A 23,959-nucleotide genomic window follows, 5' to 3' on the forward strand; every position below is an offset into this window, starting at 1 on the left:
ACTGACCATCTCACTTGTTCATTATAAATGGCATGACAGCCTGCCTCAGATCAGGTTCATTTGTTCCCCGCCCGGGCGACGAAACAGGTCGGTGCGTAGTGGGGTGGCGTCATATCGATCGATGCCCAGACTCCGGACCTTTTTGTTGAAGCGCTGGCGGATCAAGTCAGCGTACGGGCCGGTGCCCGTCATGCGCTTGCCGTAGCGGGCGTCGTAACTCTTGCCACCCCGTAAATCACGGATACGGTTCATGACGTGATCCGCACGCTGTGGGAAATGTCTCTGCAGCCAGTCCTGGAATAACTCATCCAGCTCCAGGGGGAGCCGGAGCATAATCCAGCCTGCCTGTTGGGCTCCTGCCCCGAAAGCCGCCTCCAGTATGGCTTCCAGTTCGTGATCGTTGATGAACGGAATGACGGGGGCAATGAGGATACCCGTTGGCACACCAGCGGCCGACAGCTCGCGGATGATCTTCAGCCGTGTGGCGGGAGCGGCGGTGCGGGGTTCCATTGTTCGTTTCAGCCCGTTGTCCAGCGTGGTGAGACTGACCCGCACCGAGCAGAGCCCCTGCGAGGCAAGCTCTGACAGCAGGTCCATATCGCGGAGAATCAACGCGCCCTTGGTAATAATCGACACGGGGTGTCGATATTCAGCCAGTACTTCGAGAATTTCCCGGGTGATCCGCCGCTGTTTTTCGATGGGCTGGTAGGCGTCAGTATTCACGCCGAGGGCAATGGTGGAAACTGGGTACCCGGGTTTGTCGAGTTCTGCGCGGAGCCGTCGGGCGGCATTCGGTTTGGCGATCAGCCGGGTCTCGAAATCCAGCCCGGGGGACAGGTCCCAGTAGGCATGGGTCGGCCTGGCAAAGCAGTAAATGCAGGCGTGCTCACATCCGCGGTAAGGATTGATGGATTGGTCAAACGGCAGGTCAGGGGACTGATTGCGGCTGATGATGGTCCGCACCTGTTCATCGGTCACCTCGGTGGCCAGTGAGTCCGGGTTCAGTTCGTCGTCCGGGTCCTGGTACCAGTCGTCGTTTGTCTGCCGATCAGTAGCAATGGGCTGGAACCGGTTGTGCGGGTTCAGGGCGGTGCCGCGGGTCTTCATGGTCAATCTCTAATGCTGTTTATATATACAGTAGTGGTTATCGTACGCCTTGTTTTTGAAGGTGTCGACCCCATATCAAAGGCAACTGTGTTAACGTCTTATCGTTACTCATTCTGGATTTACAGACGCTCAAGGAACGGATACATCATGGTGAACAGTCCTGCCATCACGCAGTACCGCAATGGCCTGCGGCTTACAGTTCTTGCCCTGTTGGCGCTCCTGCTGACAGGTTGCGGCATCAACAACATTCCCACCTACGACGAACAGGTGAAAGCCGCCTGGTCCCAGGTTGAAAATCAGTATCAGCGGCGGGCCGACCTGGTCCCCAATCTGGTGGAAACCGTGAAGGGGTTTGCCACACAGGAGCGGGAGACGCTGACGGCGGTCATTGAAGCGCGGTCCCGGGCGACGTCAATTCAAGTGGATGAAAGCATTCTCAACGATCCGAAGCGGTTGCAGCAGTTTCAACAGGCACAAGGTGAATTGAGCAGTGCCCTGAGCAGGCTGATGGCGGTGTCGGAACGCTATCCAGACCTGAAATCCAGCCAGAATTTCCTGACATTGCAGTCCCAACTTGAAGGCACGGAAAACCGCATCGCCGTAGCGCGCCGCGATTTCATTCAGGCAGTTGAGCGATACAACACTGAGATTCGCACCTTCCCCGGCCGGCTATGGCACAGCTTCCTGTACAGTGATTTGGAGCTGCGGTCCAACTTTGAAGCGACAGCTACCGATGCCGAGGATGCACCACAGGTGGAATTCTGATGGTTATGCGTTGTTATCGGATGTTCGTATTCGCCGTGTTGGTCGCGCTGTTGCCGTTCCATGCCCTGGCGCAGTCCGGTCCCGAGTTTCCGGAATTGACGGGGCGGGTGGTGGATAACGCCGATATGTTGCCCGGCAAGGCGGAAACACGGCTGAACCAGATGCTGGAAGCCCATGAGCAGGCCACCAGTGAACAGGTTGTGGTGGTCACCCTGCCAAACCTGCAGGGGCAGCCGATTGAAGAGTATGGGTATCAGCTTGGCCGCCATTGGGGCATTGGCCAGGAGGGTGAAGACAACGGCGCCCTGCTGATTGTGGCCGAGGATGAACGCAGAATCCGTATCGAGGTCGGGTACGGTCTGGAAGGTCGGCTGACCGATGCAACGTCATCCACCATCATCAACCAGGTTATTACGCCCGCTTTCCGTGCCGGTGATTTCCCCACCGGCATTGTGAATGGCGCCGAAGCGATGATTCAGGTACTCGGGGGAGAACCTCTGGCCGTGCCCCAGTCCCAGCCGGCCAGTCGTGAAGACCGGCCGCATCCCGCCCTGGCCATCCTGTTTTTCATTATTGTCGCCTTCTCGTTTTTTGGCGGTATGGGCAGTGGCCGCGGTCGCAGTGCACTCCTTGGTGGCCTGGTTGCCGGCAGCATGATGGGTGGCCGTAGCGGCGGTGGCTTTGGTGGCGGCGGCTTCAGTGGTGGCGGTGGCGGTTTTGGAGGTGGCGGTGCCTCCGGTGGATGGTAGCGCCACCTTCGCCGGGCCGGCCCGGAAGAACCCCTCCCATTGATTCTATGAGTACGATACAACCATGACACTATTGAGCAAAAGCGAGCAGAAACAGGTAGCCACGGCGATAGCCGATGTGGAGCAGGAGACAGACGCGGAACTGGTGACGGTTCTGGCCGCCAGCTCCGATGACTACGCCTATATCCCGTTACTCTGGGCGGGGATCCTGGCGCTGCTAGTGCCTGGAGCCGTTAATTTTTTCACCGGCTGGTTTGGTGTGAGCGGATTGGTGATGGCTCAATGGAGCACGTTCATCGTCCTCTGCCTGCTGTTCAGGTTCTCGGGTGCAAGTCATCGGCTGGTTCCGAGGACCGTGCGGTTCTGGCGCGCGTCCAATATGGCCCGGCGTCAGTTTCTGGAGCAGGATCTGCATCACACCGTAGGCGGTACCGGCATGCTGATTTTCGTATCGGAAGCCGAGCATTATGTGGAAATCCTGGTGGATCAGGGTATTTCCGGCCAGATCGATAACCAGGTATGGGAAGGCATTGTGGCCGATTTCACCAGCAAGGTCCGTCAGGGCCGGACCCTGGAAGGCTTTGTTGATTGCATCCAGGCCTGTGGCACCCACCTCAAGGCCAAGGTTCCCGCCACCCGCGAGAAAAACGAGCTGCCCAACCACCTGATCATCCTGGAATAACCCGGGGCAGGTGGCGGGCTGCCGTCACTGTTGTTCGGAACCAGCCAGTCCCTGGATGTCCGGTATGGTGCGCACGTGGAGGTCGCGTTGCGGGAAAGGAATTTCGATGCCCGCTTCGCGCAACGCTCTGGTGACTGAAGCGTGAATTTCGTGGGACAACGGCATGATATCGAGCAGGTCCTTGACGAACACCCGCACTTCGAAATCAATGCTGCTGTCTCCCAGCCCCACACAGAACACGGCGGGTGCCGGATCATCCACCACGCGCTCGTTGTCATGGGCGACGTCTGCAAGGATCTGCTGCACGGTATCGACATCGGAGCCGTAGGCCACTCCAACGCGGAGAATAACCCTGGTGATGGGGTCTGACAGCGTCCAGTTGGTCAGATCCTGAGTGACAAAGGTCTTGTTGGGAATGATTTGTTCCTTGCGGTCCCAGTCCACCAGCGTGGTTGCGCGTATGCGAATCCTCGATACAGTCCCGGTGATGCCGTCAATCGTCACGGTGTCGCCTACCCGGATCGGACGTTCAAAGAGCAGGATGATGCCCGAGACGAAGTTGGCAACAATCTCCTGCAGCCCGAATCCGAGCCCGACGCCCAGAGCCGCTACCAGCCATTGCAGTTTCGACCATTGAACACCCACCACGCCGAGGCAAAACACAACCCCGATAAACACGATGAGGTAGGTCGTGATGGTGGTAATCGCATAACCGGACCCCGGTTCCAGGTTCATTCTGCTCAGTACCATGACTTCCAGGGTGCCGGGCAGGTTCTTCACCGCGAGCACAGTGCCCACAGCCACCAGCAGTGCCAGCATCAGGTCTCCCAGCGTAATCGGCAGGGGATCCCCGCCTTCCAGATCGGTGGCAATGGTCCAGAGCGTAATGTTGTCAAACAGTTGCAGCGCGGGAATAACGCTTGCCCAGAGTAACCAGAGACCGAAAATGGCCACCACAGCAACAAGGATCTTCAACAGCGAGGTACTTTGCTGGTTGATGTCCCTGAGATCCATTTCCGGCATCTCCAGCGCGGGCGGTACGCCTTCACCAGAGGATTCGGCTGCTTCTCTGGCTTCTGCCATTTTGCGTTCGGCAGCGCGCTGCTCCCGCAGGCGTTCCAGTGTCAGGCGGCGCTCCCGCACCGACAGGGCGCGCAAGCCAAGGTAGAACAGTAGCGCGTTGAAGGCGAGCCAGCAGATGCTGATAAACAGGTTGCGTTCCAGTTCCAGCGCTGTGTAGTGGTAGCCCAGAAGGGATGCCAGGGCGAGGACCAGCGGTGTGGCCACCGCCAGGAAATGCAGGGCCATCAGGAACCGGCCATCCGCTTTTTCCGCACGCACCGCGCTCATGATGCGCTGGGCGAAGATTGCCAGTGTGACCGATACCACAATGAACAGGAGCCGACCGAGGCTGCCGTTAAACTCGGCCCCGGTGGTTGTGGCTGTAATGGGAGTCAGTATTGTAATGGGGATCAGCACAGCCAGCAGGATCGGGATTTCCTTGCGGATAGCGCTGAGAGATTGTGCATTCCAGTGGAAGTGGTTGTCCCCAAGGCCGTTCTTTCGGGCGACCTTGTGTATCAGGTTCAACAGAAAGGCAATAAAGGCTGCTGCTGTAAATCCGTCGGACAGCGCTGAAAAAAATTCGTTGCCTTCCATCAGCAGCAATGCGCCGGCCGCCAGGACGAGAACGACGGGCAGCGTCAGCAACACACTGTTAACCAGCGCCAACAAGGTATAGGCGATCCGGTCACGCCCAACGTTACCGACATACTTGCTATTGGCCACAAGATGTTTCTGTATGGCCCGGCGTTTGATCAGCAGCATAACCAACAGCACGAACAGCAATGCGATTCGGAAACTGCGTTCGTTCAGGGAGTCTTTGACTGCCTCTCCCAGGGGCTCCAGCCGGAGCTCCGCGGCAAGCCAACTGGCGGACTCAAACAGATTCGCAAAGGTATCCAGGTCAACCGGTGATGCGTTGGGTAACCAGAACAGGCGCTGTTGCAGCAGTGTCTGATAGTCGAGTACCTGTTCCTGCAGGGCGCTTACCGTGCTGTAGTACTCGTTCAGAACGTCGATGTGTTGCGTTACCGCCTCGTGGAGCTGACGAATCAGTCCGGCGCGCTCACTGCGCAGCTGGTCTCGGGCGCTGTCTTCCGGGTCTACGATCGCCTCAAACTCCTCCAGCCTGAGTTGCTCTTCGCGGGCGGTGGATAGCTTGTCTTCAATGCCTTCGATGAGATTACTGGCAATACTCTGTCTCTGAAGCCGTTCCAGTCGTTGTTTCAAAAGACCGGCGTAGTCACCGGTCAGGTTGAGCCCGGCTTTTTCAAGCCTCAGTTCAAAGCTATCGTACTCATCGTTCAGCCGCTTGAGGATGGATTCGGCGTATTCCAGGCGTTCGACACTGGACTCGAGATCGGTGAGGCGCTGGTTGAGGGAGGAGTCGAGAGTGCGGATCTGCTCGCGTATATCCGCATTCATCGCATCCTGTAGCTCAATTTCCGGGGACTTCTCTGCTTCCGCCTCAAGCTTCGGCTGTACGGCTGGCACCGCGGCTTTGGTTTCGGATTCTTTCTCTGTCGCTGTCTCATCCTGGCCGTACGCTGGCATGGCCAGCGAGCACAACAGAACCAGCCAGGTCAGCCATTGTTTCAATAACGATGCGCTGACTGGCTGGCGATGACCTTTCATCGATGAATTATCCTCGGACTGTAAGTTGATGGTTATGTCGCCCTCATGCCAGGGTCACTTGAGCTTGTAGGCCACTACATAGTCGCCGATGGTGGTGCCGATGGAACCGTGGCCACCAGCTACCTGAACCACCATCTGTTCACCTTTGCTGTTCAGGTAGGTCATGGGTGTGGCCTGGCCACCAGCGGGTAACCGTGCGCGCCAGAGCTCCTCGCCGTTGGTCAGGTTGTAGGCGCGAATGTAATTATCCACCGTTGCTGCCAGGAAGACCACGCCACCTTTGGTGATCACCGGCCCGCCGATACCGGGCACGCCCAGTTTCAGGGGCAGGGGAATCGGCGCCATGTCTTCGACGGTGCCGTTCTTGTGTTTCCAGGCAATGTCGCCGGTTCGGAGGTCAGCGCCTGCGACATATCCCCAGGGTGGTCGCTGACAGGGGATTCCCATGGGTGACATCAGTGGCTGAAGTTCCACGGCGTATTCCGCGCCGGCATTCTCGTTCAGGCCCTGCTCGCCGGTATTGGTCGGCCCCAGATCCTCCTGGGTCTTGGGTACCAGTCTGGATGTGAACGCCATGTACAGTGGCATCCCGAACATGACCTGGCGCTCGGGATCCACGGCCACACCACCCCAGTTAAACACCCCGAAGTTGCCCGGGTACACGATGGTGCCCTGTTCCGATGGCGGTGTGTACTGGCCTTCGTAGCGCAGGGACTGGAACTTGATGCGGCAGATCATCTGGTCGATGGCGGTGGCTCCCCACATGTCGGACGCTTTCAGGGGCGGCGGCCGGAAATTAAGCGCAGATACCGGCTGCGTGGGGGCCGCATAATCTCCCTCGATAGTACCTTGCGGCGCATCCTGTTCAGTGATGGGTATCAGAGCGTCGCCGGTTTCGCGGTTGAGTACATAGACATCTCCCTGTTTGGTGGGTACCACCAGCCCTGGCTGCACTCTATCCCTGGTTTCGATGTCCACCAGGCTCGGTTGCGCAGGGGTATCCATATCCCAGAGATCGTGGTGCACAAATTGTTGTACCCATTGCACCTCGCCGGTTTCAAGGCTCAGGGCCACAACCGAGGACGCGTAGGTTTCTTCCTCTGGCGTGCGGTACATGCCCAGTTGGTCCGGAGTCCGGTTTCCCATGGGGAAATACACCATGCCCAGCTCTTCGTCAGCACTGGCTATCGACCAGCTGTTGGGTGAACTGGTGGAATAGGTGTCTTCGGCTGCGATGGGTTGGGTCTGATCCGGGTTGGCCGGATCCCAGTTCCACACCAGTTTGCCGGTTTTGGCGTCATAGGCGCGGATAACGCCCGATGGCGAGTTAATGTCATAGTTGTCGTTAACTGAACCGGCCACGACAACCACGCCGTTGGCCACGACGGGGGGTGACGTGGAGTAGTAATAGCCATCCTGGCGATAGGGCATGTTGTGCATCAGGTCCAGCTCCCCATTGTCTGCGAAATGACTGCAACGGGCGCCGGTTGCCGGATCCAGTGCCAGCAGCCGGGCATCGGAGGTAGGCAGGAAGAGCTGCGCATCGCAGGCAACGCTTTGCAGGTCCTCGGCGGGCCCCTGAGCATCTTCCACGGAGAGAAGGTCGGTCAGTCCCTCTGCCGGTGGCAGATAGGAGACGCCCCGGCAGGTCTGGTGCTGACGCTGGCTTTCCGGTGGCACCTTGGCATCGTAGACCCAGCGCTCTGTGCCGTCGTCCGCATCCAGTGCGACCAGCCAGTTGTGGGGGGTGCACAGGTAAAGCGTATTGCCAACTTTCAGGGGCGTCGCCTGATAGGTGGTTTCAGTGACATCGTCCGGCCCCTTGCGATCGCCGGTCTGGTATTCCCAGGCCTGTTCCAGGTTTGCGACGTTGTCGGGTGTGATCTGGTCCACGGGGGAGTAACGCTGCCCCAGGTTGCTGCGGCCATAGCTGAGCCAGTCGCCTTCGGGCACTTCGCCAAGGCGAGGATTGCTGATCACGGATTCGGCGTTGAGCTCACCTTCGATACGGTGGGCGTCATAGGGAATACTGGCCACGGTGAATAGCCCGACCACCACCCACGCCAGGGCAAGGGTAGCCGCGCCATGTCGTTGCCCGGCCACCGGGAAAAGCAATGGGATTGCGAGTACCAGGAGCACCCCGAGCCTTGAAGCCAGTGGCCACCAGTCAAATCCTGCTTCCCAGTATGCCCAGACGGCGGTGGCAACCAGCAGAAGGGCATAGAGTATCTGGGCGAAGGCGCGGCGGGATTTTAGCAACACGGCGATTACGATCAGTGTTGCACCGGCCAGCGTGTAGTACCAGCTGCCACCCAGGGAAATCAGCCAGACGCCGCCTATAAGCAGGGGCAGCCCAAAAAGGAATAGGATAACGGTCAGTAAAAGCATGAGGCTGAAAACTCCTTTTCTCGGACGTTCGTTTGTCTTTGAGTAAAGGGGGCGGCACAGGCCCGGTCAAGTCCGATTTGTATGAATATCTCCAAGCACTTACCGCAACCAGTTGCGCAGCTTGGTGGCGAGCAGCTCCGCATCGGAAAGGGCGTCTCGCTCCTGAAGCAGCCTTGCCAGCACGTCGGGCCTGTCGGTGATGATGTTATCAACCCCCATATCCACAAACCGCGACATCGCCACCGGCTGGTTCACTGTCCATACGTGAAGCTCATTGCCGTCCCGGTGAGCCCTCGCCACCGCGGCCGGGGTTGCACGATTCATTCGCAACCCCAGGATGTCGTAGTTGTCTTCCCACAAGGGGCCGATCACAAACTGGGCCAGCAGGGCTGTTTTCAGTTCAGGCTCCAGCTGTCTGACTTCCTGCAGGGTTGCCCAGTCTGCGGCGGCAACCACCGTGCCTTCCACAAAGTCTTTGTTCTGCAATAGCTCGACGACAGCGCGAGTGAGGTTGGGGGTGTTGCGATCGGGTTTCAGGTCCACGAATAGCCCGGCACGGCCACGAACCGACTCAATCGCCTGGGCAAGGGTGGCTACACGTTCATTCCTGAAGGCATCGTCAAACCAGCTGCCGGCATCCCGGTTGCGGATGTCATCGTACGTTACCTCACTGATTCGCTCCTTCAAACCGAATACGCGCTTCATATCAGAGTCGTGCCAGAGCACGGGTACGCCGTCCGCGGTGATTTGTACGTCGATTTCAATATAGTCAGCTCCGTCCCTGATGGCCTGCTCAATAGCGCTGAGCGTATTTTCGGGCGCCTGGAAGGCGCTGCCACGATGGGCGGTAATGGTGACCTGTTCCCGCTGGCCCAGGGAGTCCACCACAAACCAGGCCTGGGATAGTGCCAGAATGACCACCAGGGCTTCCGCAATCCAGGCCTTGGGGCCTGCGTTGTCCGGCATCGGGTAGCGAAGCGAGGGTTCCGGTGCGGGCAGGCTGTTACCGCTTGCCCGGTTGTAAAGGCTGACAATGAAGGCACCATAGGCAGCTGCAGCAAAGAAGGTCACTGCAATACCGATCAGGATGTAGCCGGCAATAAAAATGAGGACAGCGGGCACCAGTATATCTGTTCGGTCGGGCAGGGTTGCGAACAGCGCGGTGGCGATATGATCAAACCCGAGAGTGACCAGGATCGGCAGCAGGATCACCATGGTCAGGCCGGAGATCAGTACGCCGGTGGCGTGTCCGCGGTGGCCCCGGGTCAGTCGGGTGCTCTCTTTCAGGGCATCCAGGGGGCGTTGGCTCTGCAGCATCAGGCAAGGGACCGCCAGGATCCAGCGCAGGTAAAGCGTACCGTTGCAGATAGCCAGGCCGATCAGGGAGAGGGCGGCGCCCGCAGCAAACCACCAGAGTTCCGGTGGTTTCTCCAGTCGTAGCAGGTAGGGATCGTACGACGCCAGCAGCCATGCCCAGGCAAGTGCGATGGCGGTCAGAAAGGGCAGTGCGATCAACAGGTGGGTAAGCACCTGGATCACAGTTAACTGGAATAGCGCGAGGCATTTACGCGCGGTCCCCCAGAGCGCGTTCAGGGCGGTACGGTAATGCCGGCATGGAGGCGATGCGGCGATCAGGGTCATGCCAGCCTGCTGCAACAGGATCATCAGGAGGGTGAGGTTCAGGGTCACCACTACCCAGACCAATCCTCCCGGCGAGATGAGAAACTCGAGAATACCCCCCGTGCTGATCGCGGCCCGACCAGTGACTGGCCTAAGGGAGGCCAGTGCCCAGGTGATCGCCGGGGTGAGCACAGCCATGGCCAGACCTGAAAAGAACAGGTGAAGGGTGAGCAGGGCACGGCGTCGGGTGTGCAGGATATTCAGTGTGCTGGTGATGAGTGTTTTCATGGTTCCCGGACTTCAGGACGCTGAATGTGTTGCCGGTGTATGAGGCTAGTTCTCCGTCGGCTCCGGCACGGTTGCATTCTCAAACAGTGCCAGCCGGTCCTCCAGTGACAGGAACGGTGGCTCGTCGGACTCCTGGAAGGTGCCAAACATACGTTTTGGATCGAAAGACCAGGAGGTGCAGCGCGTCAGCATTTCGGTACATGCCAGCAATTGCCCGCTTTCACGAAGGAAATACTTGAACCCGGTGTAAGTGTCAGCCAGCAGGATATCCCGGCGCTTGCGATCGTTGGACACCAGCAGGCTGCGGCCAATCATACCGCCTGCATGCTCACCAAAGCCGGTGACATCCAGGATGGTCATGGGGATGTCCAGTTGAGCGGTAATGGCATTCTTGTTGGCGTAGCGGGACAGATCCTTTTGTTCAGGGGGGCGGACTGCCAGCGCTCCCAGGTTACTGTTGAGGGGCAGGGTTTCGTGGTCGGTGCGCACGAAGCCCCCTGATTCGTCTGAGGTCAGGATCACCAGGGTGTTGTCCAGGATGCCGGCGGCCTCGAGTTGCTCCAGGAAGTTCCCCAGGGTCTTTTCCATCACTTTCATTGCGTCCCGGCGCGCTTCCTGCGGCTTCACGATCTTGTTTTCATCGGATTCTTCACCGGCCGCGGCCCGATCCGTCTCCATTTTTTCCTCGGCTGCCTCACCAATGTTGAACGGATGGTGGGTGCCTACGTTTAGCAGGGTGACAAACCACGGCGAGGTTTCCTGATCCAGTGCCTGGAGGCGATCGGCAACATCGGCGAAGTACTCCGGGTCCGGCGGCCCCCAGCCCTCCATGTCATCCCCGTTGTCAAAACGTTCGGCGCCGGTTACGTCCATGAACCCGGCCCTGGGCATGAACTCGTCTTTTTTCATATAGGTTATCGGTGCGGCTTGCCAATAGGCCGTGTGATAACCCTGGGCCTTCAGTTTGCCTGGCAGGCAGTCGGGACTGACGCGCTCCTCGGCCACGTCCAGCATTTTGGTGGATGCCCGGCGAAAATCCGGGTAACGCCCGCAGATGATGGTGAAGGTTCCCCGGTCTGTCTGACGCTCCATACTGAGCGTATTGCGATAGAGCCGGAAGCCCCGGTTTTTCAGGACGCCCTCCAGATGTTCAAGCCGGACAGCGGGCTCCAGTTCATGATATTGGCTGACACTGGGGAAGTAACCGCCGGACAGGCCTTCAATCATGATCAGCAGCACGTTCGGATGCCTGTCGTTGGGGCGCGATGTGACCTGCTGGTGAAAAAAGTTGGTACGTACTTCCAGGCTTTCGTCTGCTTCTACGGCTTCGTCACCTATCACGATGCCCAGGGGATTGATGATGGCTCCGGGAATCTGGGCAAATAGGCTGGCCACCACATTGTTGGCTGGCGTGGTCAGACTGGGGAAAGACAGGCTATACACCAGTATAACGGCGGCAGCCGCTGTGATCAGTGGCGTGCTACTCTCCGGCGGCACGGGCACCAGCGCACGGTGGATACGGTGAAGGACCCAGGCAAAGGCAATATAGGCGGGCAAAAGAAACAGGTAGACGTTGATCAGACTGCCACTGATAAAGGTCGGGTTCATACCCTTGCCGGCGAAAGCCAGCAGAAACAGCGTGCCGTGTGTGGTCAGATGCATGCCTGCAACGTAGGCAGCGCAACCCAGCAGGATCACCAACAGGGCACGGAACGGCCCCTTGGTAAGAGTCAGCAACACCCCGAGTATGAAGGCGCCAGCCAGGTCGCCAGCCAGGGTACCGACGGGGCTGGGCCAGACACCGCTCTGGAGAATCAGACCGGCTCGCACCAGTAGAAGCCAGCCGAAGGCCAGCAATACCGTCAACAGAAAGCGACGATCCGTGAGGACCGTTAAAAATCTCATGGGGTTGGCTTTCCTGTGCAAAGTGTTTCCATACAGTATGCTTGAGTGTTCTCGGGCTTCAACTCTTTGACTGAGCTGAGGCGGCTCCGTGTCGCAGAATTAATCTTGGGGACATCGTTTTCGGTGTTTAAATGTGGGCGGTAGCGACTGTTTGTCAGGAAAGGAGGGGGCGGGTTTTGCGCACGATGGTGGTTGGCCTGTTATTGGGGTTCGCGATTTTGTTGCTGGTCGACGAGACCACCCGAGGGCAGCGCGCGCTGGATCTGTCCCTTACCGAAGCTGAGCTGGCGTGGATCGGCCAGCGGGTGTTCCAGAATGAATGCGCCGGCCGGCAGGAGTGCCTTGTGCACTGGAACGAGGGCGAGGCGTTTCCTTCGCTCGGCATTGGGCATTTCATCTGGTATCCGGAGGGGGTCGACGAACGATTTGTCGAGAGCTTTCCAGCGTTGGTCTCCTTTATGAAAGACCGCTCAATGCCTGTGCCTGAGTGGCTCGAGCAAGCAGCGCCCTGGCCGGACCGGGTCGCATTCCAGAAAGTGGCGGACAGCCCCGGGGTTGAAGCGTTGCGTCGGTTCCTGGTCGAAACCAAGGGGCTCCAGGCGGAGTTTATCCTGCAGCGGGCCCGCTCTTCTTTGATGGCTGTTGTTGCGGCGGCGCCAGAGGGGGAGCGGTCACAGATCCGTGAGCGTCTGGCGGCTTTGATTTCCACGCCGGGTGGTGCCTATGCCCTGCTGGATTACGTGAATTTCAAAGGGGAAGGGCTGTCCGCTGCCGAAGCCTATCGCGGAGAAGGGTGGGGGTTGCTACAGGTGTTACGGGCGATGTCCGGAGCGGATGACGGTACGGTGCTGGAGCAATTCCGGAGCGCGGCCGCGACAGTGCTGACCCGGCGGGCCAACAATGCCAGCGATCCCATCGAGAAAGAGCGCTGGCTACCTGGCTGGCTCAAGCGGCTCGACACCTACCGGGAGCCGCCTGAGTCCGTGCTCTGACCGCCTTTCTCAGAGCGGCTGCTTGTCCAGTACGGGTTCCTTTCCGGGCTCAACGCTGAGCCACCAGACATGCCTATCCCAGTCGCCCAGCACAATGCGTTTGGCCGGCTTGCCATTGGCTTCCAGCTGATGCTCCGCAGGGCGATGGGTGTGGCCATGGATCAGTCGTTGCACACCGTGCTCTTCCATCACCTTGACCACCTCTTCTGGGGTGACGTCCATGATGAACTCTTCCTTGCCCTGGTTTTTCGCCATGCTGATCTCCCGTAACTGACGGGCCATCTGCTGGCGGTCTTCCAGGGGGCGCTGGAGGATCATCTGCTGCCATTGCGGGTTGCGCATGTTCTCGCGGAACTTCTGGTATTCCACGTCGGCAGTGCACAGGCTGTCACCGTGCATCAGCAGGGTGGGGGTGCCATATAGATCGACCACAGTGGGGTCGTCCAGCAGTGTGGCCCCGGCGCGAGCGCAAAAGTCCTCACCAATCAGGAAGTCACGGTTGCCGTGCATCAGGAAAATGGCGGTGCCGCTGTCGCTGAGGGCTTTCAGCGCCTGGGCAATCTGTTCCTGCAGCGGGGTGCGTTCATCGTCCCCGATCCAGGCCTCAAAGAAATCCCCCAGAATGTAGAGTTGTTCCACACCCCGGGCACGATTTTCCAGAAACCCGAGAAATGCATTGGTGATGTCCGGCCTGGACTCCTCCAGGTGAAGGTCGGAAATGAACAGCGTGGTCACGCCGCGCCTCCGTCTTCGACTACCTCCGCCTTTTCGATCACCACGTCTTCGGCGGGAACGTCCTGATGGCCGGCACGCATGGTGGTGCGTACGGCGCGGATGGCGTTCACCGTGTCCATGCCGTCAACGACCTTGCCGAACACGCAGTAGCCCCAGCCTTCTGCATTCTTTGCGGTGTGGTCCAGAAAGCCGTTGTTTTCCACGTTAATAAAGAACTGGGCCGTCGCGGAGTGTGGGTCCATGGTGCGGGCCATGGCCACGGTGCCCTGCATGTTGCTGAGCCCGTTGTCGGCCTCATTCTGGATCGGCTCCCGGGTTTTGCGTGGTGTCATGCCCGGCTCGAATCCGCCGCCCTGAACCATGAAGTTGCTGATAACACGATGAAAAATCAGCCCGTCATAGAAGCCGTCACGCACATACTGCTCGAAATTCTTGGCGGTTTCCGGGGCTTTTTCGTAGTCCAGTTCCAGTGTGATGTCACCGTGGGAGGTTTTCAGCAGAATCATCAGGGTTTCCTGTTCAGAAGGTTGAATATCGATAGAGGACACATTGTACTGAAGAGTTTCTGCGTGTGCATGAGTTAGGGCAGTATTTGTGAGTATAATACGCGGTTTCAGATCCACTCCCTTTTAACTAGAGAACCTATGAGCGCCGAGTCGAAGAAAGCCCATAACTTTATCCAGAGCCTGATCGAAGACGCGATTGCCAAAGGCGAGCACACCGGCCAGGTGGTGACGCGGTTCCCGCCGGAGCCCAACGGCTACCTGCACGTCGGGCATGCCAAGTCCATTTGCCTGAACTTTGGTATTGCCGACACCTTTGGTGGTGAGTGCAACCTGCGTTTTGATGACACCAATCCCGAGAAGGAATCCCAGGAGTACATTGATGCCATCAAGCAGGATGTGGAGTGGCTGGGCTACACCTGGGGCGGCGAGGTCCGTTATGCCTCTGATTACTTCGATACCATCTATAACTTTGCCGAAGAGTTGATTGCCAAGGGCAAGGCGTACGTGTGCGCGCTGACGGCGGACCAGATGGCGGAATTCCGGGGTTCCCTGAAGACTCCGGGCAGAGACAGTCCCTACCGCGACCGTCCGATCGACGAGAGCCTGCAGCTGTTCCGCGATATGCGCGATGGCAAATACCAGAACGGTGAGCTGGTGCTGCGGGCCAAGATTGATATGGCGTCTCCCAATATCAACCTGAGGGATCCGATTCTGTACCGCATCCGCTACGCGGACCATCACCAGACCGGTGACAAGTGGTGCATTTACCCGATGTATGACTTCACCCACCCGATTTCCGATGCCATGGAGGGAGTCACCCATTCCCTGTGCACACTGGAATTCGAGGATCATCGACCGCTCTACGACTGGGTGCTGGAGAACATTTCCGCTCCGTGCCAGCCACGGCAGATCGAATTCGCACGGCTGAACCTGAATTACACCATTACCTCCAAGCGCAAGCTCAAGCGCCTGGTGGATGAAGGCTTCGTGGACGGCTGGAACGACCCGCGCATGCCCACCATTTCCGGTATGCGCCGCCGCGGCTACACGCCGGAATCCATCCGCACCTTCTGCGACATGATCGGCGTCAATAAGGCGGGCGGCACCGTGGATGTGGGCATGCTGGAACACGCCATCCGTGAGGATCTCAACACCCGTGCGCCTCGCGCTATGTGTGTGATGCGACCGTTGAAGGTCACCCTGACCAACTATCCGGCGGACAAGACTGAAACCCTGGTGTTGCCGGTTCATCCGCAAAACCCGGACATGGGGGAGCGGGAAGTGACCTGGAGCCAGACGCTCTATATCGATCGCGAGGACTTCGTCGAGGAACCGCCCCGCAAGTGGAAGCGTCTGGCGCCGGATCAGGCGGTCCGCCTGCGTGGCGGTTATGTCATGACCTGCCGTGAGGTTATCCGGGGTGACAGCGGTGAGATCGTCGAACTCAAGTGCGAATACGATCCGAACACCCTGGGCGTGAATCCGGAAGGCTACAAGCCGAACGGGGTGGTTCACTGGGTGTCTGCCACGGACAGTGTCGAAGTCGACATTAACCAGTACGACCGGTTGTTCAACCACGAATCCCCGGACAGCGACAAGGACGGTGATTTCGTCGATCACATCAACCCGGAATCCCTGGTGCGCCTGCGCGGTGCCCGCGCCGAGAAAGGGTTGGCGGAGCCTCTTACGGATCTGCCGTACCAGTTTGAGCGTGAAGGTTATTTCTTCTGTGACAAGGAGCAAACCGAAAGCGCCGGTCGTCCGGTGTTCAACCGCACCGTAACGCTTCGTGATTCCTGGGGTAAGGGGGGCAAGTGATTCGTATACACAACACGCTCACGCAGCAAAAGGAAGAGTTCAAACCCATCGAGCCGGGCAAGGTGCGCATGTATGTGTGCGGCATGACCGTTTACGACTACTGCCACCTGGGCCACGCCCGGGTGCTGGTGGCTTTCGATGTGATCACCCGTTACTTGCGCCATCGTGGTTATGACGTGCACTACGTGCGCAACATTACTGATATTGATGACAAGATCCTGCGCCGGGCGGATGAGAACGGTGAGGTTTATACCGACCTGACCGAACGCATGATCGCGGCGATGCACGAGGACGAGGCCCGCCTGGGGGTACTCTCGCCGACGGAAGAACCCCGCGCCACGGCTTACATCGATGAGATCATTGCGATGATCCACAAGCTGGTCGCCAGTGGCCACGCCTATGCGGCGGATAATGGCGATGTTTACTTTGCTGTCGAGTCATACAAAGACTACGGCAAGCTCAGCAAGAAAAAGCTGGAAGACCTGGTGGCCGGTGCCCGGGTGGATGTGCAGGAAGCCAAGCGCAGCCCGGCGGATTTCGCCTTGTGGAAAGCCGCGAAGCCGGGCGAGGTAAGCTGGGAGTCTCCCTGGGGGGATGGCCGGCCGGGCTGGCACATCGAGTGTTCGGCGATGTCCAACTGCTGCCTGGGTGAAACCTTCGATATCCACGGTGGTGGGCCGGATCTGCTGTTCCCGCACCATGAGAACGAAATCGCCCAGTCAGAATGCGCTAACGGCCATACCTTCGTGAACACCTGGATGCACGCCGGTGCCATCCGGGTGAACAAGGAGAAGATGTCCAAATCCCTGGGCAACTTCTTCACCATCCGCGAGATACTGGAGAAGTACCCGCCGGAGATCGTGCGTTACTTCCTGGTGTCCAGCCACTACCGCAGTCAGGTGGATTACTCGGAAGAGAGTCTGGCGGAGGCCGGTCGCACTCTTACGAAGCTTTACCATGCCCTGCGTGGGATCGTTCCGGCCAAGGATGTGGCGGAAAACGAGCACGACAAGCGTTTCGAAGAAGTTATGGATGATGATTTCAACACCGCCGGAGCCATAGCCGTGCTCCATGCCGTGGCCAATGAAATCAATCAGCACCGTCGAGAAGGTGAGGAAGAGGAGGCCAGACAGGCGGCGGCCGTGCTGGTCCGTCTCGGCGGCGTGCTGGGGCTCTTGCAGCAGGACCCGGAAGCCTTCTTCCAGGCGGACACCGGTGGAGAGCTGACCGCCGGGGAGATCGAGGCCATGATTCAGGCCCGGGCGGAGGCTCGCAAGGCAAAAAACTTCGCCGAAGGTGATCGTATCCGCGACGAACTGGCGGAGAAAGGCATCATTCTTGACGATTCTCGCGAAGGAACGACCTGGCGTCGGGGCTGACCTTGTACGGATTTTCCCGTACAATCCGGCGCTCACTTAGAAACAACTCCCCTGTCAGAGGGAGTCGGGAAATTAACCCACTGAGGCATACAACGATGACAGAACGCGTACAAGTCGGCGGCATTCAGGTCGCGAAGAATCTGTATGATTTCGTGAACAACGAAGCGATTCCGGGAACCGGAGTTGATGCAGACAAATTCTGGGCTGAATTCGACAAGATCGTGAACGAGCTGGCGCCGCGTAACCGCGAACTGCTGGCCAAGCGCGATGCCATTCAGGAAAAGATGGACAGCTGGAACCGTGACCACAAGGGTCAGAAGCTGGACATGGCCGAGTACAAATCTTTCCTGAAGGACATCGGCTACCTGGTTGACGAGCCGGGCGAGTTCAAGATTTCCACTTCCAATGTGGATCCGGAAGTCGCCACCATGGCTGGTCCGCAGCTGGTGGTTCCGATCATGAACGCCCGCTTTGCCCTGAACGCGGCCAATGCTCGCTGGGGCAGCCTGTACGACGCGCTGTATGGCACCGATGCCATCTCCGAAGAAGGTGGCGCTGACAAGGGTCGCGGCTACAACCCGGTCCGCGGCGCCAAGGTTATCGAGTTTGCCCGCAACCTGCTGGACAGCTCTGCTCCGCTGGCTTCCGGCAGCCACAAGGATGCCGCCAAGTATCTGGTTGAAGCTGGCAAGCTGGTGGTCAAGCTGCAGAACGGCGAAACCACAGGTCTGAAAGACGAAGCCGGTTTTGTTGGCTACACCGGCGCCGCTGATGCGCCCACCGGTGTGCTGCTGGTCAAGAACGGCATGCACTTTGAAATCCAGATTGACGCCAGCCACCCGATCGGTAAAGACGACGGCGCCAACGTGAAAGACGTGCTGATGGAGTCTGCGCTGACCACCATCATGGACTGCGAAGATTCGGTTGCTGCCGTTGATGCGGACGACAAGGCCCTGGCTTACCGCAACTGGCTCGGCCTGATGAAGGGCGACCTGCAGGAAACCTTCGAGAAGGGCGGCGAGCAGTTGACCCGTAAGATGAACGCTGATCGCGATTACACTGCACCTGACGGTGGCGAGCTGAGCCTGAAGGGTCGCAGCCTGATGTTCATCCGTAACGTGGGTCACCTGATGACCAACCCGGCCGTTCTGCTGAACGACGGCAACGAGATTCCGGAAGGCTTGATGGATGGCCTGATCACGTCCCTGATTGCCATTCACGATCTGAAGGGCAACGGCAAGTTCCAGAACAGCACTACCGGTTCCATGTACATTGTGAAGCCGAAGATGCACGGTCCGGAAGAAGTGGCGTTCACCAACGAGTTCTTCGGTCGTGTTGAAGATGCCCTTGGTCTGCCGCGCTTCACCCTGAAAGTCGGCATCATGGACGAAGAGCGTCGTACCACTGTCAACCTGAAAGCCTGTATCCATGCTGCCAAAGAGCGTGCGGTCTTCATCAACACCGGCTTCCTGGATCGTACTGGTGACGAAATCCACACCTCCATGGAGTTGGGTCCGTTTATCCGTAAGGGGCCAATGAAGCAGGCAACCTGGATCAACGCGTACGAGCAGTGGAACGTGGACATCGGTCTGGAAACCGGTTTCCGTGGTGTGGCACAGATTGGTAAGGGTATGTGGGCCATGCCGGATCTGATGGCCGGCATGCTGGAAGCCAAGATCGGTCATCCGAAGGCTGGCGCCAACACCGCCTGGGTGCCGTCACCGACCGCTGCTACCCTGCACGCGACCCATTACCATCAGGTATCGGTGGCGGACATCCAGAAAGAGCTGGAGAGCCGCACCCGCGCCAACCTGGACGACATCCTGACCGTGCCGGTCATGGACGATCCGAAGTCGCTGTCTGCTGAAGATGTTCAGCAGGAACTGGACAACAACGCCCAGGGCATCCTGGGTTACGTTGTGCGCTGGATCGACCACGGCGTTGGTTGCTCCAAGGTGCCGGACATCAATGATGTGGGTCTGATGGAAGACCGCGCTACCCTGCGGATTGCTTCCCAGTTGCTGTCCAACTGGCTGTACCACGGTATTTGCTCGGAAGAGCAGATTATGGAAACCATGAAGCGCATGGCGGCCGTAGTCGACAAGCAGAACGCTGCTGACCCGTCGTACCGCCCGATGGCCGGAAACTTTGATGACAGCATTGCCTTCCAGGCAGCGCTGGATCTGGTTCTGAAAGGCCGCGAGCAGCCGAATGGCTACACCGAGCCGCTTCTGCACGCTTACCGCCTGAAGGCGAAGGCCAAGTACGGCCAGTAAGTTTGGCCGTATAAAAAAAGCCCCGCTTTCGAGCGGGGCTTTTTTGTGGAAGTAACCTTCAGGTCTTGGTCGGATTAGCGAAGCGTAATCCGACAGAACCGCAGGCTTAGTCCTTATGCAGCTCATTCGCCGCGTACAGGGTATTCTCCAGCAGCGTCGCAATGGTCATCGGCCCTACACCGCCGGGCACCGGCGTAATATAGGCGGCACGTTCTGCTGCGACCTCAAAATCCACATCACCCCGCAACTTGCCGTCCTCCATGCGATTGATGCCCACATCAATCACCGTGGCCCCGGGTTTCACCCATTCGCCTTTGATAAGGCCGGGTTTGCCCACGGCGGCAATCAGGATATCGGCTTCGCCGACAAACTTCTCCAGGCTGGGGGTAAAGCGATGGCATATGGTGGTGGTGGCGCCTTTTAGCAGCAGTTCCATGGTCATGGGGCGACCGACAATGTTGGATGCGCCGACAATGACCGCGTGCTGGCCCTTGTAGGGTGTGTCGATGCTGTCCAGCAGGGTAATGACTCCCGCCGGTGTGCAGGGACGGAGAGCCGGTTTGCGCTGTACCAGGCGGCCAATGTTGTAGGGGTGGAAGCCGTCTACGTCCTTGTCGGGGCGAATCTTGAGCAGAATCGGGTCAGCGTCAAGATGGGCTGGCAGCGGCAGCTGTACAAGAATGCCGTCTACGGCCGGGTTGTCGTTGAGCTCATCTACCAGCGCTTCCAGGGTTTCCTGGGAAGTGTCTTCCGGAAGGTCATAGGATAGGGAGAGGATGCCCGCCTCGTCGCATGCCTTGCGCTTGTTGCCGACATATACCTGCGAGGCGGCGTCGTTGCCGACCAGAACCACTGCAAGCCCGGGGGGTCTCAGTCCTTGCTGTTTGCGGGTTTCCACGCCGGCGGCAACCTGCTGGCGAACCTTGGCGGCAATCTCTTTTCCATTGATCAGTTTGGCGCTCATGTCTCTGTCTTGTCGGTTGGGCAAAAATGAAGGCTGCGCATTGTCTCATGCTTCCGCCAGAACTCCAATTGGCCGCATGCCTGAGGGGGAGGGCAGGGAACTTATTCTGGGCGCATCGGTCATTTAATTCGTTGCCGCTTCAAACAATTTCCAAATCCGTGTTGACGGCAAGGGTCGGCGCCGGTAATATGCGCGCCAACTTTGCTGAGGCACTTGTTGTTCAGTTCAGACGGGGTATAGCGCAGTCTGGTAGCGCGCCTGCTTTGGGAGCAGGATGTCGGGAGTTCGAATCTCTCTACCCCGACCACTTTTCTGGATATTCAGGTGGGCGAACGGTCAAGCGCCCGTAGCTCAGCTGGATAGAGCACCCGCCTTCTAAGCGGGTGGTCGCAGGTTCGAGTCCTGCCGGGCGCGCCATAAAGTCGTCGGCTTGGTCCGCACCGGGGTCGCCGAACCAGCAAAGTTGATGTGAAGATGTGAGTGCCGAAAGGCATGATCCAATGTGGTGGACGTAGCTCAGTTGGTAGAGCTCAGGATTGTGACTCCTGCGGTCGAGGGTTCGAACCCCTTCGTCCACCCCACTTTTCCTTCAGAGTTGATTTCCGCGTTTGTTGAGTTTCATGATGACGGTAGTCGTCGGTAATTCTGCATTCTGTTGTGCGAGAGTGGCGGAACTGGTAGACGCGCTGGATTTAGGTTCCAGTGGGGCAACCCGTGAGAGTTCGAGTCTCTCCTCTCGCACCACCCCCCCCCCCCTTTCTTTTTTGTATTTCGTCCCCACCTTTGTCGTTACAAAGTCAGAATGTCGACGCGACTGCTGAAAGTGCCTGTGACAGGTGATTCTCTCGGCGGGGCAAACCGTGATAAACTACCGGCTTTTAATTTTCGGTCCTTTTGCGGGAAACCACCCGGGGACGGACTTTTAGGTTTAATTTCATTCACATACTGAACCTGTAATTTGAGGATCTTCCATGCAAGTGTCTGTTGAAACGACCTCCAACATCGAGCGTCGCATGACGATTGGTGTGCCCGCCCAGGAAATTGATCAGGCGGTCCAGAAACGCCTGCAGGAAACTGCCCGTACTGTACGCCTGAACGGTTTCCGTCCGGGTAAGGTGCCCATGAGCGTGGTCAAGCGTCGTTTCGGTGCCAGTGTTCGCCAGGAAGTTGTTGGCGAGGTTATGCGTGATACCTACATCAAGGCACTGCAGGAGCAGGACATCAATCCGGCGGGCTGGCCGAACCTTGAGCCGACCGTGATGGAAGAGGGCAAGGATCTGGAATTCGTTGCCACGTTTGAAGTTCTGCCGGAAATCGAACTGGGCGATCTGAGCAAGATCTCCGTTGAGAAGCTGACCTCCGAAATTACCGACAAGGATATCGACAACATGATCGATAACCTGCGTCGTCAGCAGGCCACCATGAAGGAAGTGAAGCGCAAGTCCAAGAACAAGGACATTGTGACCATCGACTTCAAAGGCTTCATCGATGGTGAGGAATTCGAAGGTGGTGCGGCTGAAGGGCACCGTCTGACCCTGGGTTCCGGCCAGATGATCCCGGGTTTCGAGAAGGGCATTGTCGGCGGCAAGACCGGTGAGGACCTGGAAATCGAGGTAACCTTCCCGGAGGACTACCAGAATGAAGATCTGGCGGGTAAGCCGGCCAAGTTTGAAATCAAGATTCACAAAGTTGAAGAGCCGCAGCTGCCGGAACTGAATGAAGAATTCTTCAAGAAGTTTGGCATTGAGGCCGAAGACGAAGCCACTTTCCGTGAGGAAGTGAAGAAGAACATGGAGCGTGAGCTCAAGCAGGCTGTTTCAAACAAGGTCAAGAACGATGTGGTCGATGGCCTTCTGGAAACCACCGAGCTGGATATTCCGGCTGCCCTGGTTGACCAGGAAATTGATCGCCTGCGCCAGGATGCGGTTCAGCGTTTCGGTGGCCAGGTTGATTTCCAGCAGCTGCCCAAGGAAATCTTTGAAGAGCAGGCCAAGCGTCGCGTGAAGACCGGCCTGCTGTTCCAGGAAGTGGTCAAGAAGAACGACCTGAAAGCCGATCCGGCCAAGGTTGACGAGAAGATTCAGGAAATCGCGTCAACGTATGAACAGCCGGAAGAAGTGGTTGCCCATTTCAACAGCAACCCTGAGCAGAAGTCCCAGATCGAGTCTTCCGTATTGGAAGACCTGGTTGTGGACCATGTGCTCGAGCAGGCCAAGGTCAAGGAAAAGAAGGTCAAGTACGAAGAAGCCGTTCAGGCAGGTCAGCCTCAGCAGGGCTGATTGCTTCGGGACCCTGAATTGGAGTCCCGTTGGCCGAAAAGGGAAAACAGCCGGCATGTCCGGCTGTTTTCATCTTGGCCCGGTGCTGGCAGAGTATAGGGTGTAGAACACTGATAACGCAGTGGCCAGAGGCCACGACCTCATTGTCCAGAAGGAGTTCAGGCGCATCATGACGCAAAAACCTATTGATGGTCCCGCAATGGTAACCAGTTCCGGTCTGGTTCCGATCGTTATTGAGCAAACCGCTCGCGGTGAGCGTTCCTTTGATATCTACTCCCGGTTGCTCAAGGAGCGGGTAATCTTCATGGTGGGTCCGGTCGAGGACCACATGGCCAACCTGATCGTGGCGCAGCTGCTGTTCCTGGAATCTGAAAACCCGGACAAGGACATCCATCTGTATATCAACAGTCCCGGTGGTTCAGTTACCGCGGGTATGTCCATCTACGACACCATGCAGTTTATCAAGCCGGACGTGGCCACGCTGTGCGTAGGGCAGGCCGCCAGTATGGGGGCATTCCTGTTGGCTGGTGGCGCCGAGGGCAAGCGTGCGTGTTTGCCGAATTCCCGGGTGATGATTCATCAGCCGCTGGGCGGCTATCAGGGCCAGGCAACCGATATCGAGATCCACACCCGTGAGATCCTGAAGATCCGCCACACCCTGAATTCCATCCTTGCGCACCATACGGGGCAGGACCTCGATACTATTGCCAAGGACACCGATCGGGACAACTTTATGGATCCTCAACAGGCGAAAGACTATGGCCTGATTGATTCTATACTTGATAAGCGCGTGCCGAATAAATAATACT

General features: G+C 58.2%; 17 protein-coding genes and 4 tRNA genes. 13 read left to right on the plus strand and 8 right to left on the minus strand.

Features of this window, described 5'->3' with window-relative positions:
- Positions 1-45 precede the first annotated feature (45 nt).
- Positions 46-1,107, minus strand: a complete 1,062-nt coding sequence (locus tag ACJO3M_RS09515; RefSeq protein ID WP_407001191.1) for a PA0069 family radical SAM protein — start codon at positions 1,105-1,107, stop codon at positions 46-48.
- Positions 1,108-1,254: 147 nt separating this feature from the next.
- Between ACJO3M_RS09515 and ACJO3M_RS09520 the strand changes: the two genes are divergently transcribed.
- From ACJO3M_RS09520 to ACJO3M_RS09530, 3 genes are all read left to right on the plus strand, one after another.
- Positions 1,255-1,872: a LemA family protein gene (locus ACJO3M_RS09520; protein WP_407001161.1), complete on the plus strand. Its 618-nt coding sequence runs from the start codon at positions 1,255-1,257 to the stop codon at positions 1,870-1,872.
- 5 nt (positions 1,873-1,877) lie between these two features.
- A complete protein-coding gene (locus tag ACJO3M_RS09525; RefSeq protein WP_407001192.1) occupies positions 1,878-2,621 on the plus strand; it encodes a TPM domain-containing protein in 744 nt (247 codons plus the stop codon).
- 64 nt (positions 2,622-2,685) lie between these two features.
- Positions 2,686-3,303 (plus strand): TPM domain-containing protein, encoded by a 618-nt coding sequence (locus ACJO3M_RS09530; RefSeq protein ID WP_407001162.1) that lies wholly within the window; start codon positions 2,686-2,688, stop codon positions 3,301-3,303.
- A 24-nt stretch (positions 3,304-3,327) separates the two neighbouring features.
- Here ACJO3M_RS09530 and ACJO3M_RS09535 read toward each other — a convergent pair whose 3' ends face one another.
- The 4 genes from ACJO3M_RS09535 to ACJO3M_RS09550 all read right to left on the minus strand — a co-directional run bounded on the left by ACJO3M_RS09535 (position 3,328) and on the right by ACJO3M_RS09550 (position 12,201).
- Positions 3,328-6,000 carry a mechanosensitive ion channel domain-containing protein gene (locus ACJO3M_RS09535; RefSeq protein WP_407001163.1) on the minus strand — a complete coding sequence of 891 codons (2,673 nt, stop codon included), beginning with the start codon at positions 5,998-6,000 and terminating at the stop codon, positions 3,328-3,330.
- A 54-nt stretch (positions 6,001-6,054) separates the two neighbouring features.
- The gene (locus tag ACJO3M_RS09540; protein WP_407001164.1) at positions 6,055-8,388 is read right to left on the minus strand and encodes a glucose/quinate/shikimate family membrane-bound PQQ-dependent dehydrogenase; all 2,334 of its coding nucleotides are present in this window, start codon (positions 8,386-8,388) and stop codon (positions 6,055-6,057) included.
- Positions 8,389-8,487: 99 nt separating this feature from the next.
- Entirely contained in the window at positions 8,488-10,296 is a 1,809-nt protein-coding gene (locus ACJO3M_RS09545; protein ID WP_407001165.1) for a glycerophosphodiester phosphodiesterase family protein, read from the minus strand.
- 45 nt (positions 10,297-10,341) lie between these two features.
- Positions 10,342-12,201, minus strand: coding sequence for an LTA synthase family protein (locus tag ACJO3M_RS09550; protein WP_407001166.1), 1,860 nt, complete (start codon positions 12,199-12,201; stop codon positions 10,342-10,344).
- 185 nt (positions 12,202-12,386) lie between these two features.
- Here ACJO3M_RS09550 and ACJO3M_RS09555 point away from each other — a divergent pair, with 185 nt between their 5' ends.
- Positions 12,387-13,193 (plus strand): hypothetical protein, encoded by an 807-nt coding sequence (locus ACJO3M_RS09555; RefSeq protein ID WP_407001193.1) that lies wholly within the window; start codon positions 12,387-12,389, stop codon positions 13,191-13,193.
- 9 nt (positions 13,194-13,202) lie between these two features.
- Here the strand turns inward: ACJO3M_RS09555 and ACJO3M_RS09560 are convergent, their stop codons facing one another.
- Positions 13,203-13,928, minus strand: a complete 726-nt coding sequence (locus ACJO3M_RS09560; RefSeq protein ID WP_407001168.1) for a UDP-2,3-diacylglucosamine diphosphatase — start codon at positions 13,926-13,928, stop codon at positions 13,203-13,205.
- On the minus strand, positions 13,925-14,434 hold the full coding sequence (locus ACJO3M_RS09565; RefSeq protein WP_407001169.1) for a peptidylprolyl isomerase: 510 nt from the start codon (positions 14,432-14,434) through the stop codon (positions 13,925-13,927). The genes ACJO3M_RS09560 and ACJO3M_RS09565 overlap by 4 nt, the downstream gene beginning before the upstream one ends.
- Before the next feature lie 138 nt (positions 14,435-14,572).
- Here ACJO3M_RS09565 and ACJO3M_RS09570 point away from each other — a divergent pair, with 138 nt between their 5' ends.
- From ACJO3M_RS09570 to ACJO3M_RS09580, 3 genes are all read left to right on the plus strand, one after another.
- Positions 14,573-16,252 (plus strand): glutamine--tRNA ligase/YqeY domain fusion protein, encoded by a 1,680-nt coding sequence (locus ACJO3M_RS09570; RefSeq protein WP_407001170.1) that lies wholly within the window; start codon positions 14,573-14,575, stop codon positions 16,250-16,252.
- Positions 16,249-17,631 (plus strand): cysteine--tRNA ligase, encoded by a 1,383-nt coding sequence (cysS, locus tag ACJO3M_RS09575; RefSeq protein ID WP_407001171.1) that lies wholly within the window; start codon positions 16,249-16,251, stop codon positions 17,629-17,631. The genes ACJO3M_RS09570 and cysS overlap by 4 nt, the downstream gene beginning before the upstream one ends.
- A gap of 95 nt (positions 17,632-17,726) precedes the next feature.
- Positions 17,727-19,907 (plus strand): malate synthase G, encoded by a 2,181-nt coding sequence (locus ACJO3M_RS09580; RefSeq protein WP_407001172.1) that lies wholly within the window; start codon positions 17,727-17,729, stop codon positions 19,905-19,907.
- Positions 19,908-20,013: 106 nt separating this feature from the next.
- On the opposite strand, the gene folD is transcribed toward ACJO3M_RS09580, so the two are convergent.
- The gene (gene folD, locus ACJO3M_RS09585) at positions 20,014-20,871 is read right to left on the minus strand and encodes a bifunctional methylenetetrahydrofolate dehydrogenase/methenyltetrahydrofolate cyclohydrolase FolD (protein ID WP_407001173.1); all 858 of its coding nucleotides are present in this window, start codon (positions 20,869-20,871) and stop codon (positions 20,014-20,016) included.
- A gap of 230 nt (positions 20,872-21,101) precedes the next feature.
- Here folD and ACJO3M_RS09590 point away from each other — a divergent pair.
- From ACJO3M_RS09590 to clpP, 6 genes are all read left to right on the plus strand, one after another.
- Positions 21,102-21,178, plus strand: a tRNA-Pro gene (locus tag ACJO3M_RS09590).
- A 33-nt stretch (positions 21,179-21,211) separates the two neighbouring features.
- Positions 21,212-21,288 (plus strand) — tRNA-Arg (locus tag ACJO3M_RS09595).
- A gap of 88 nt (positions 21,289-21,376) precedes the next feature.
- A tRNA-His gene (locus ACJO3M_RS09600) sits at positions 21,377-21,452 on the plus strand.
- Positions 21,453-21,530: 78 nt separating this feature from the next.
- Positions 21,531-21,615, plus strand: a tRNA-Leu gene (locus ACJO3M_RS09605).
- A gap of 227 nt (positions 21,616-21,842) precedes the next feature.
- Entirely contained in the window at positions 21,843-23,150 is a 1,308-nt protein-coding gene (gene tig / locus ACJO3M_RS09610) for a trigger factor (protein ID WP_407001174.1), read from the plus strand.
- Positions 23,151-23,319: 169 nt separating this feature from the next.
- The gene (clpP, locus tag ACJO3M_RS09615; protein WP_406984890.1) at positions 23,320-23,955 is read left to right on the plus strand and encodes an ATP-dependent Clp endopeptidase proteolytic subunit ClpP; all 636 of its coding nucleotides are present in this window, start codon (positions 23,320-23,322) and stop codon (positions 23,953-23,955) included.
- Positions 23,956-23,959 lie beyond the last annotated feature (4 nt).

The organism is Marinobacter alkalisoli (genome assembly GCF_045449795.1).
Classification (GTDB): domain Bacteria; phylum Pseudomonadota; class Gammaproteobacteria; order Pseudomonadales; family Oleiphilaceae; genus Marinobacter.